This window comes from Flavobacterium kayseriense (assembly GCF_014305095.1).
Taxonomy (GTDB): Bacteria; Bacteroidota; Bacteroidia; order Flavobacteriales; family Flavobacteriaceae; genus Flavobacterium; species Flavobacterium kayseriense.
Genome location: NZ_JACRUI010000006.1, coordinates 21519 through 33558, shown reverse-complemented (window position 1 = coordinate 33558; position 12040 = coordinate 21519). Strand labels below are relative to the sequence as shown.

General features: G+C 34.4%; 9 protein-coding genes. 7 read left to right on the top strand and 2 right to left on the bottom strand.

Annotation, left to right across the window (positions count from 1 at the left end; genetic code table 11):
* The first annotated feature begins 92 nt into the window (after positions 1-92).
* On the top strand, positions 93-2645 hold the full coding sequence (locus tag H8R22_RS14780; protein ID WP_187011174.1) for a zinc-dependent metalloprotease: 2553 nt from the start codon (positions 93-95) through the stop codon (positions 2643-2645).
* A 364-nt stretch (positions 2646-3009) separates the two neighbouring features.
* Here H8R22_RS14780 and H8R22_RS14775 read toward each other — a convergent pair whose 3' ends face one another.
* Positions 3010-3735 (bottom strand): bacteriorhodopsin-like, encoded by a 726-nt coding sequence (locus tag H8R22_RS14775; RefSeq protein WP_187011173.1) that lies wholly within the window; start codon positions 3733-3735, stop codon positions 3010-3012.
* Between the two features lie 116 nt (positions 3736-3851).
* Between H8R22_RS14775 and H8R22_RS14770 the strand changes: the two genes are divergently transcribed.
* On the top strand, positions 3852-4757 hold the full coding sequence (locus H8R22_RS14770; protein ID WP_187011172.1) for a Brp/Blh family beta-carotene 15,15'-dioxygenase: 906 nt from the start codon (positions 3852-3854) through the stop codon (positions 4755-4757).
* 773 nt (positions 4758-5530) lie between these two features.
* Here H8R22_RS14770 and dnaK read toward each other — a convergent pair.
* Positions 5531-7414: a molecular chaperone DnaK gene (dnaK, locus tag H8R22_RS14765; protein ID WP_187011171.1), complete on the bottom strand. Its 1884-nt coding sequence runs from the start codon at positions 7412-7414 to the stop codon at positions 5531-5533.
* A 448-nt stretch (positions 7415-7862) separates the two neighbouring features.
* On the opposite strand from dnaK, the gene H8R22_RS14760 reads away from it, so the two are divergent.
* The 5 genes from H8R22_RS14760 to H8R22_RS14740 all read left to right on the top strand — a co-directional run bounded on the left by H8R22_RS14760 (position 7863) and on the right by H8R22_RS14740 (position 11772).
* Positions 7863-8552, top strand: a complete 690-nt coding sequence (locus H8R22_RS14760) for a DUF2461 domain-containing protein (protein ID WP_187011170.1) — start codon at positions 7863-7865, stop codon at positions 8550-8552.
* 365 nt (positions 8553-8917) lie between these two features.
* Complete coding sequence (locus H8R22_RS14755; RefSeq protein ID WP_187011169.1) at positions 8918-9394, top strand: type 1 periplasmic-binding domain-containing protein; 477 nt, start codon at positions 8918-8920, stop codon at positions 9392-9394.
* A 131-nt stretch (positions 9395-9525) separates the two neighbouring features.
* A complete protein-coding gene (locus H8R22_RS14750; protein WP_187011168.1) occupies positions 9526-9915 on the top strand; it encodes a DUF1398 domain-containing protein in 390 nt (129 codons plus the stop codon).
* Between the two features lie 140 nt (positions 9916-10055).
* Positions 10056-10493: an acyl-CoA thioesterase gene (locus H8R22_RS14745; RefSeq protein ID WP_187011167.1), complete on the top strand. Its 438-nt coding sequence runs from the start codon at positions 10056-10058 to the stop codon at positions 10491-10493.
* Between the two features lie 40 nt (positions 10494-10533).
* Complete coding sequence (locus H8R22_RS14740; protein WP_187011166.1) at positions 10534-11772, top strand: ATP-binding cassette domain-containing protein; 1239 nt, start codon at positions 10534-10536, stop codon at positions 11770-11772.
* The last annotated feature ends 268 nt before the right edge of the window (positions 11773-12040 follow it).

The following is a 12040-nucleotide window of genomic DNA, read 5'->3' as shown; positions in this document are numbered from 1 at the left end:
TATTGATAATTGTAAATATAATAATTAAATTTACGGCAAAATGAGGCATTATGTCCTAATAATACAATATTAACCCTAACCGTTTAACCAATATGGTAAAATTTAAATTTACTTTAATTGCTGCGATTGTACTCTTAAGTTACAATCAAGAAACACAGGCTCAAAGAAAAAAGAAAAAAGAGCCCGCTACTACAGTAGTAGCACCAAAAAAAGAGGAGAAAAAAGGTCCTAAACCCTACGGAAAAGTAATTGATACGTCTGCAGTAACGCAAAAAGGATTAATTACTGTTCATAAAATGGACAATAAGCACCTTTTTGAGATTCCAGCCGCTCTGCTTGACACAGATATTATGACTATTACTCGTTTTGCCAAAACACCTGCAGGTGGTGGAATATTTGGAGGAGAAGAGGTAAATAGACAAGTAATTAAATTTGAGAAAGGTATTAACAATACCATTTTAATGCGTTCTGTGACTTATGTTATCATGTCTCCTGATGAAGGAAAACCAATGGCACAAGCAGTTAAGAACTCTTCTACTGATCCAATTATTGCTAGTTATGATATCTTAGCTATCAAAAAAGAAGACGGTGGAAAAAAAGAAACAGCTTATGTGATTGATATGACGCCAACTTTTGAAGCTGATGTTCAGACATTCTCTTTAGATCCTAGAAAAAAACAGTCTTTAAGCATCCAAGCTTTCCAAAAAGAACGTTCTTTTATTCAAAAAGTGAGCAGTTATCCAATTAATACTGAAATTAAAACAGTAAAAACGTATGCTACGACTCCTAATGTAGTATCGTTAAGCAATGCTCCTAGAATTGGAGTTAATTTACCAGCTGCTTTAGATTCAGGTGTACTTACAGTTGAATTAAATACGTCGATGATTGCATTACCAAAGGTACCTATGCGTAAGCGTTCTTTTGATCCTCGTGTTGGATTTTTTGCAAACCAATATGATGTATTTGAAGAAGAATCTCAAAAATCAGAGAAAGAAGTTTTTGCTGTAAGATGGAGATTAGAGCCAAAAAATGCTGAAGATGCTGCAAAGCAAAAAAGAGGCGAGTTAATCGAACCTGAAAAACCAATCGTTTACTATATTGATCCTGCTACTCCTGAGAAATGGAGAAAATTTATTAAAGCTGGAATCGATGATTGGCAAGTTGCTTTTGAAGCTGCTGGTTGGAAAAATGCTATTCGTGGTGAATATTGGCCAGAAAATGATCCAACAATGAGCTTAGAAGATGCGCGTTTTTCTGTTTTAAGATATTTCGCTGCCGACATTCAAAACGCTTACGGACCAAACGTGCATGACCCTAGAACAGGAGAAATACTTGAAAGTCATATTGGTTGGTATCATAATATTATGAGCTTGCTAAGAAACTGGTATTTAATTCAAACTGCAGCAGTAGATCCTGCAGCTAGAAAAAAACAATTTGACGATCAACTTATGGGAGAACTAATTCGTTTTGTTTCTTCTCATGAAGTTGGACATACTTTAGGACTTCGTCATAACATGGGAGCTAGTTCAGCTACACCAGTTGAAAAATTAAGAGACAAAGAATACCAAGCAATAAACGGACACACATCATCTATCATGGATTATGCTCGTTTTAATTATGTTGCACAGCCAGAAGATGGTGTAACTACCTTTTTCCCAAGAATCGGTGATTATGACAAATGGGCTATCAAATGGGGTTATTCATATTTTCCAGAAGCTAAAACGGAGAAAGAGGAAAAAGCTATCTTGAACGAAATGACAAAAGAGGCTTACAAGAATCGTCGCCTTTGGTTTGGAACTGAATCTAGTCCTTACGATCCAAGATACCAAACAGAAGATATTGGAGATAATGCAATGAAGGCATCGGCTTACGGAATCAAAAACCTACAAAGAATACTTCCTAATTTGATCGAATGGAGTTCTGAAAAAGGAGAAAGCTATTCTGAACTAGATGATATGTACAGCGCTTTAACTGGACAATTTAGAAGATACATGGGACATGTTACGAAAAACATTGGAGGTATTTATGATACACCTAAAACGTACGACATGGCAGGAGATCAATTCGAAATTGTACCTAAAGCTATACAAAAAGAAGCGGTTACGTTTTTAAACACGCAACTTTTCAATACTCCTAAATGGTTGATGGATCAAAAAATATATGCTAAAATTAATCCAGATAATGGAGTTGAAGCTATAAAAGAAATGCAAAAATCAACATTGAACAGTGTTTTAGCTGGAGACCGAATGGTACGCTTAATGGAGGCATCTTCTCAAGGAAAACAATACTACTCTGTTGACGATTTAATGACAGATTTGCGTAATGGTATTTTTTCTGAGTTAAAAACAAATGCTCCTATTGACATTTACAGACGTAACATGCAAAAATTGTATGTTAGTAAATTATCTGAAATGTTAACACCTGGAAACACTTCAGTACGTTCTAATCCTGTTGGATCGTCGTCTAGACCTAGAACGAGACAATTAGATTTGAATGAAACTGATTTACCTTCTATAACTAGAGGTCAGTTAATCAGTCTAAAAAGCGCTTTAAAAGCTTCAGCTTTAAAGTCAACAGACAAATTGTCTAAATTGCACTTACAAGATTTAGCTTTCCGTATCGAACAAGCTTTAGATCCTAAATAAACTATTTTTTTAGTAGATTATATTGAATCCGTCTCACATCATGTTGAGACGGATTTTTTTTGTTTCTTATCTATGCAAAAGTATCCTACAGCACATGTAAAAGCGCACTACAACTATAAATAGTACTTCAGTATTCGCTTAATTTAAAATATGAAATACATAGCACTCAGCGATATATTTCCACTATTACAAGAGCTCAATAGACAGCTGCCAGCTTACATATTGCATTCATTACCATATTATATAAAGTTTAAATATAATAGAGCCTTGGCTGCAAACTATATGCTGTACTATAATCATAAAAAAAAACCGAACTCAATTGAGTTCGGTTTTTCCATTAAATAAAGAATCTGAAAAAAGTAGTTTAGTCTTTTTGAGATTTAACCGCCAGGGTATAAATTACCAATCCAAAACCAATTTTGTTTATAGCATCGGCAATGTTGTATGCAACATCAATGTTACCAGCTGGCACGATACCATTGTACCATCCTGTTGTTCCCATCATGTAACCTAATGGATAGATAGCCCATCCAACAAGCACGAACCAACATAAGATTTTGTGTGCTTTTAATACTTCTCCTCCAGCTGCTGCAGCTAGTTTAGAAGCTGAACCTAGCCAAATCTCGTACACAATTGCAAAATATGCTGCACCAGAAACAAACCCCCAGAAAGCAGCCATGTCAGTGTACACTACTTCTCCAAAATAACCTGTTACTAACATGATTACGGAATAAATAATCATCTTCCATAATAAGGACTGTTTAGCACCTGCTACCTTTAAAATTAAATAAAACTCAACGCACATCAGCGGCACGGTCAGTACCCAGTCTACATAACGGAAGAATGTTGGCGATTCTCCAAAAGAAGCCCAATAATCTCTCATGTAGAAATAGTGAACTGCTGCAATAAATGTAATTAAACCTGAAACCAGCACCGAAGTACGCCACTTTTTATCAAATTGACTTAATGATAAAAAGAAAAATGCTGATGCGGCCATCATAGCCATACAGCCTACAAAAAAGGTGAAACCTACGTAGTCTGTTGGAGACAACTTAGCAATCGAACCTGCAATTAACATAAAATTTGTCATAATAAATAATTAAGGGTTATATATATTTGTTTAAGTAAATGTAGATATAATTAAACAAAATAAAAAACTTTTGCTTCATTATTTTTTTTGTACTTTTATTAAAAATTAATTGAAACATGCCAAAATATACACATTTCGCAATAGTAGCGAGCTTTTTCTGTTTATGGCTTAATTCATTTTTTACAGAAAAAACTGAAATAATTATTGCATTTATTTTTATCTTAACTATCGGAATATTGCATGGAGCTAATGATCTAATATTAATAGAGACGACAAAAAGCGACAAAAAGGACAGCTCCTATATAAGAAATTTGATTAATTACATCATAATAGTTTTATCTGGACTAGCTCTGTTTTATTTGCTACCCATTCTAGCTTTAGCCCTATTTATAATTGTGAGCGCTTTTCATTTTGGAGACCAACAAGGATTATACTTTAACTTTAAAGCTCCAAAAATAATACTGGCAGCTTATCCCTTCCTATATGGCTTATTGATTTTATTTTTACTTTTCTTCTTCAATTCTGTTGAAGTTGAAAGCATAGTAAGCGCTATCATACGGATACCAACACTTTACTTATATATTACTGAAATACTGTTAACTACACTTATTTTATTTAGCAGTATTAGTATTTATTTCTTTTGGAATTTCACACCCTTCCGTAAAAAAATAGTATCTGAGTTATTCTATCTTATTGTTTTTGCTATCTTATTTAAAACATCTAGTCTAATCTGGGGTTTTGCGATCTATTTTATCATATGGCACAGTGTGCCTTCCATCTTAGATCAGATGAAATTTATTTACGGGACAGTCAACTTCAAACATTTTCAAACTTATTGTAAAAATGGATTTGCGTACTGGTTAGCCTCGCTAATAGGGATTGCAGTACTTTATTTACTGTTTAAAGATAAAGAGATTTTTAACGCCTTATTCTTTTCGTTTTTAGCAGCAATCACTTTCCCTCATGTATTCGTGATACTAAAAATGATGCATAAAAAGCATAAAAAAGCAACACAATGTTAGCGGCACTTAACTTTAACATATTTTGTTTAGTGTGCATCAAATAATTTTAAACAAAAACAATCTGGACGACCCACTTACAATTAGATAATAATGTTACTCAAACATCAAAAGCACCTATATCAAAATGAGCGACTTTTGTTCTTATGATCGATTCAGAAGAAATTTAGAATAAGTAAATAAAGGCTATAATTATATTAATCTTAGACTACTTACTAAATTTTCTAGTAGTGGCATTTGCTTTAGTCAGAATTGGAGAAGAATAATTAAAACAAAGGTTCTTAATCCGTACGTCGTACATGGAGCTTATGCCCCCGACCCTAAAAGTGATTAACACATGCTTTTCATTAAACTTTGTATCCATTTCATATAACACCTTAAAAACTACCTTATAATAGCATAATCAGATTGTAAATCGGTTTCCTAATTCAATAGTGACTTACAAACTAAACTTGCAATAGGTTAACAACGCATCTACCACGTTTTTATAAAAAGATCCCTTTAATACTGAAAACAAATTGGTGCAATCTTCTCATCATAGTAATCCTATTTCACGATGAGATAAGCTAAATAATCCGTAGTAAAAATAGACCCTGGCCTTTTTGGATAGGGAATTAGATCAAGAATCTTTTCAAAACAATTGATTGTATTGACTTAAAACGAATCTATTTAATGTTTAACGGGCACTTGAATAAGAAACACTATTTTTGAATTTATCCAAAACAAAAAAGCCGCTCCTTTGCAGGAGCGGCTTTTTAAAATATATGTAGTAAAAATTATTTTACTTCTTCGTAGTCTACATCTTGAACATCATCTCCTTGCGCAGCAGCTTGTGGCTCTCCAGCAGTTTGACCTTGTTCTCCTTGTGCGTACATTGCTTCAGTAGCAGTTTTCCAAGCAGCGTTGATGTTATCAAGTGCCGTTTGAATAGCAGTAAGATCTTGAGATTGGTGTGCCATTCTCAATTCAGTCAATGCATATTCTACAGCAACTTTATGATCATCAGCTAATTTATCTCCTAGGTCTTTCAATTGCGTTTCAGTTTGGAAAATCATTCCATCTGCTTCGTTCAATTTTTCAGCTCTAGATCTTGCAACTTTGTCAGACTCAGCGTTAGCTTCAGCGTCTTGTTTCATTCTTTCGATTTCTTCAGATGTTAATCCAGAAGAAGCTTCGATACGGATATCGTGCGATTTTCCAGTTCCTTTATCAGTAGCTGAAACTTTGATGATACCATTTGCATCAATATCAAAAGAAACCTCGATTTGAGGAACTCCTCTTGGTGCTGGTGGAATACCGTCTAAGTTAAAACGTCCGATAGTTTTGTTATCAGCAGCCATTGCTCTAGCTCCTTGAAGAACGTGAAGTTCAACAGTAGGTTGAGAATCTGCAGCTGTAGAGAAAACTTGAGATTTTTTAGTTGGGATAGTCGTGTTAGCCTCGATAAGGATAGTCATGATTCCACCCATAGTTTCAATACCTAAAGATAAAGGTGTAACGTCTAATAACAATACATCTTTTACATCTCCAGAAAGAACTCCACCTTGAATAGCTGCTCCAATTGCAACAACCTCATCAGGGTTAACTCCTTTAGACGCTTTTTTACCAAAGAATTTTTCAACTTCTTCAGCAATTCTTGGCATACGTGTAGATCCACCAACTAAGATAACTTCGTCAATATCAGAAACAGATAAACCTGCATCTTTCAACGCTCTAGCAACTGGTGCCATAGAACGTTTTACTAATGAATCAGTTAATTGCTCAAATTTAGCTCTAGATAATTTTTTTACTAAGTGCTTAGGTCCTGAAGCTGTAGCTGTAACGTAAGGCAAGTTGATTTCAGTCTCTGTAGAAGACGATAATTCAATCTTAGCTTTCTCAGCAGCTTCTTTTAAACGTTGTAATGACATTGGGTCAAGACGTAAATCGATATCTTCTTCAGCTTTAAATTCGTCAGCTAACCAGTCAATAATTTCGTGGTCAAAGTCATCTCCACCTAAGTGAGTATCTCCGTTTGTAGACAATACTTCGAAAACTCCGTCTCCTAATTCAAGAACAGAGATATCAAATGTACCTCCACCTAAATCGTAAACAGCAATTTTTTGATCCGTTCCTTTTTTATCTAATCCGTAAGCAAGTGCCGCAGCAGTTGGCTCATTGATGATACGCATTACTTTAAGACCTGCAATTTCACCAGCTTCTTTAGTCGCTTGACGTTGTGCATCATTAAAATAAGCAGGAACAGTAATAACTGCTTCAGTAACTGTTTGACCTAAATAGTCTTCAGCAGTTTTTTTCATTTTTTGAAGTGTCATTGCTGACAATTCTTGAGCAGAATATAAACGACCATCAATATCCACACGTGGTGTATTGTTGTCTCCTTTTACAATCTTGTAAGAAACTCTTTTTGCTTCAGCCGAAACTTCACCAAAACCTTGTCCCATAAAACGTTTGATAGAAGCAATAGTCTTAGTTGGATTAGTTACTGCTTGTCTTTTAGCAGGATCTCCTACTTTAATTTCTCCACCTTCAACAAAAGCGATGATAGATGGTGTAGTTCTTTTTCCTTCTGCATTAGGAATTACAACTGCTTCATTACCTTCCATTACAGAAACACAAGAGTTTGTAGTACCTAAATCAATTCCGATTATTTTACCCATTTTTAATATATTTAATTTATTGTATATTCGTTTTTACTACTTGCTGACTGTAAAGCAATCTTTGTGCCAACACAAAAGCCTTAAGTCAATTGTCAGTTTTAATAACTTTGACGCAAAATAATCTGCCAACATGACATTTTAACCCTGCTGTCATTGCAAAAGTCAACTCATTTTATTGACAGTGGTACATTTCCTTAGGAGCTTATTCCTGCTATTCGCTGTATTCCCAATAAATAAAAACTACGGCTTAAAAAAGCCTTGTTTTTCTAAATTGGGAGATGCCGCTACTATCAGGGCTATGTCACAAATAGTTGTTCAAACGAATAACATTGTAACTATAGCATTACAATTTAAATCCAACACATCGGCTAAAGCAAAAAAAGTTCCTTAAATTTGAAAGTTCAACTTTTACGGTCTCGCTCCTATTTCAAAAAAGACACTTACTATTATGAATACACCTATTATACTTCCTTCTACACTAACTTTTTTAACTGATTTAGCGCAAAACAACGATCGAGAGTGGTTTGCCGAAAACAAAAGTCGCTACACCACCGCACACGAAAACATGATTGCATTTGTGGAGGAGTTACTACATACTATGAATACTCACGACGCCATAAGCACGCCTTCGGGTAAAAAAAGTTTGTATCGCATCTATAATGATGTACGATTTAGTGCTAACAAAGCACCTTATAAACCTAGGTTTGCTTTTGCTATGCAACGCGCAACCGCACAAAGACGTGGTGGTTATTATGTACACATTCAACCTGGAAATAACTTTTTGGCTTGCGGTTTTTTTAGTCCTAATCCAGCTGATTTAAAAAGAATCCGTCAAGACATCGAAAAAAATCCCGAAACTTGGAGAAAACTTTTGGGTAGTAAAAAAATAAAACAAAATTTCGGGACACTAGCTGGTAGCCAAGTACCTACATTTCCGAAAGGATTCTCAAAAGAACACGAAGCCATCGACTTAATCAGACACAAACAATTTATATTGAGACATACTTTTACTGATCAAGAAATACTACAAGAAGATTTTATGCAAACTATCGATTTGCTATTTCAAGAGGTACGCCCCTTTTTCGATTATTTGAGCATTGTTCTAACAACAGATTTAAATGGTGCTGGCCTAGACTAAGACTTTTAATTTAACAGTATCTTTTTTCATTCGACTCTACGCTGTTTTAAGTTTTCCCTCCCGATTTATTAACAAAGCACTAGCCGTTCAAATACATCTATAAATCTTCGCTAAATTACCTTACAATCCAATCAAAAATTAAATGGGCTTCCTCTTTTCCACTTGTTAACTTTGTTTTAACTTTTTAGTTTTCGATTCATAAATCACTATACTACAATAAATTACAATTTAAATATTTCTTTTTAATGGTACTACCAAGACCCTTACCTTTTTATATTTTGTAATGGCACAGTTGTTGGATTTGCCGTAATTGTATATACAAAGACATTACAATTTTTAATAAAAACATTTTAAATACAAACGATATGAAAACTTTAAAACTTATAGCCGCTGGAATAATTTTACTTGGAACAACTAAATCAAATGCACAATTATCAATCAATGTTAATTTAGGAACTCCTATACAACGTGTTGCGCCAGTCGTGGTAACTGATTATTACTATATGCCAGACATTCAAACGTACTTTGATGTACGTAGTAATCAATATATTTACCAAGAACGTGGAAACTGGAGACGCACAGCCTACTTACCAAAACAGTACCGCAATTACAATACGCGTACTGGATATAGAGTAGCAATGAATGATTACCACGGAAACCAACCGTACCGCAACTTTGAACAGGATAGAACGAGATATTATGTGGGATACAAAGGGCAACCTAAAAAAGTAATTGTGCAACAACCGTCTCGAGTGGTTTACAAAAAAGTAGAACACAAAAAATCTAAAGACAAAAGATACGCATCTCATGATCGTTATAACAATGATCGAAACAGAAGATAAAAGTATCTCAATGAACAAAAGGAGCGCAGTAAAAGTGCTCCTTTTTTTTGTTTTTCCTATCTTTATTATAGTGCCATTTTCATTTACTTGATTAACTTTAGCCTTTCAAGAATAATTCAAAAATACACTTAATGTTTACTCTAGAACAAATTAAAATAGCGCACGAGAAAGTGCAAACAGCAGCTGATTTCCCCATTTACATACAAGAACTAATTAACCTAGGAGTCAAAGGATACGATACAATAGTCTCAGATGGTCATGTAAGGTATTATGGTGATGATAATTACGCGACCGCAACGGATAAAACCTATGATCTAATTCCAATTTCTCCCATTGCTAATAAGGAACGTTTCATCGAATATCTATTTATGTATCAAGATGGCCAAACTGATTATTATACCTTTTGTACCGATGCCGCAAAAAGCGGAATAGCCAATTGGCGTATCGATATAATCGCAATGACTTGTACCTACAATGACAGTGCTAATAATCCAATTATTATTGAAAAAATAGCTTTGTAAACTTCCTTGCCTGCCTTTTATCTACATTACATAGTAGCGATATCAATTAACAAATATCCTTTAAAATTAAATTGCAATACAAAAATCGTACTGCTCAATTCCCTAATTTTACCTCAATTAAAAATTAAAATAAAACAACAATGACAGCTTTTAGCAAACAATTATCTTTTCGTTGGTCTGACTTAGATCCAAACTTTCACGTTAGACACAGTGCATATTACGACTTTGGAGCGCAGCATCGTATAGAAATACTAGAAAGTCTTGGTCTTACCATGAAAGCTTTTCAAATTCATCATTTTGGTCCTATTCTTTTCAGAGAAGAGTGCGTTTTTAGAAAAGAACTAAAATTATCAGATGTTATAACAATGCACACTACTATTTCTAAAATGACGGCGGATGCTTCTAGATGGTCTATCGTTCATGAATTCAAAAATACCGATGAGCAAGTTTGCGCTACTATTACCGTAGATGGCGCTTGGATGGACACACAATTAAGAAAATTAATTAATCCAGTACCGCAATTAGCGATCGATGCGATGAACAAGATACCAAGGTCTGATAGTTTTGTTGCTCTATAAACAGCGCTTTTTAATTTATTCAATACCTTACTTATAATTGATGAAAGCTAGCCAACATCATAATTTTCTATTGTCCAATCAAGTTGATAAAAAAACATTCGTCAAGAGTATCCTTTCTGAGAATGCTCCTGCTTCGTTATCGTTTTTAAATAATTTAAAAGGCGTATTGTTTTCTGATTTAGCTATTCACGATTTTATTCAAAAGGAATACAAATATGACGTAGTAGAGAATAAATTAAATAGTGAACGAAAGCTGAACACTTTCTCATCAGGAGAGCAAAAAAAAGTTTTTTTAAAGTATTGCTTACAGCAAAACGCCGATTACATTGTTTTTGACAATCCCTTGGATCACTTAGACAAACATTCTCGCCTGTCTTTTCTGGCAGAATTAAAAAAATTGGCAACAAGTATTATTATCATTCATATTGTGAATCGTGTAAATGACTTGTTGCCTTTTATCCAAAACAGCAAGCAGGTTAGCCCTATCTCATTTGAATTGCATCCTATCTTAATAGAAACCTCTGACAATGAAGCGATTTTAAAAAACAGAATTCCTCCCTCTTTGGAGAACACCTCCTATACTGATCCTGTTTTAATCGAAATGAAAAAAGTTTCTGTCTCCTATCACGATCGAAAAATTGTTACTGATATCGATTGGATCATAAAAAAGGGAGAATTCTGGCAGCTCATAGGTCCTAACGGCTCTGGAAAAAGTACCCTTTTATCATTACTAACTGGAGAAAATGCGAAAGGATATGGGCAAGACCTCTACCTTTTTGGTCGTAAAAAAGGCAGTGGAGAAAGCATCTGGGAAATTAAAAAGCACATTGGCTACTTTTCTAATACCATGACGAGCGATTATCAAGGTAGTCAAACTCTGGAACAAATGATTCTGTCTGGCTTTTTCGATTCGGTTGGGCTTTATACCCAACCTACTTTAGAACAAAAAAAAATTGTTAAACAATGGATGGATTTAGTTAGTTTAAACCTTCAAAAAGACTATCCTTTTAAGCAGTTGCCTTTAGGTCAACAACGACTTGCTCTAATTGTACGAGCCATACTAAAACACCCTCTCTTACTGATTTTAGACGAACCATTAGAAGGACTAGATGATGAGAACGCACGATTAATAACCCGTTTAGTAAACATCTTGACTGCAGAGACTTCAATAGCTATCATTTATGTTTCTCACCGCATCGAAACTAGTTTAAACCCTCAAGCCATTTTTGAGTTACTACCTTCCCAAGAAGGTTCGAGAGGAACAATCAAGCTTAGCTAAAAGTATCTACTTTGCATTCTATACAATTATGCCAATTTACTTGCTAAATACTACAGCAATTACTAAAATCACTTTTAAGATATTGCCCAACAAAGACCCTAAACTTCTTTTTCTTTATTAAAATTACAAACAGATACTAATTTCAAGTTTACAATCGACTATCAGTTTGTCACAGTAGGTACTAACAAATTATACAGCAACAATTGCAATACATTTACTATTGTACTTTCAGAAATACGCTGCTTTTAGCGATCCTTTGTTATTTAGC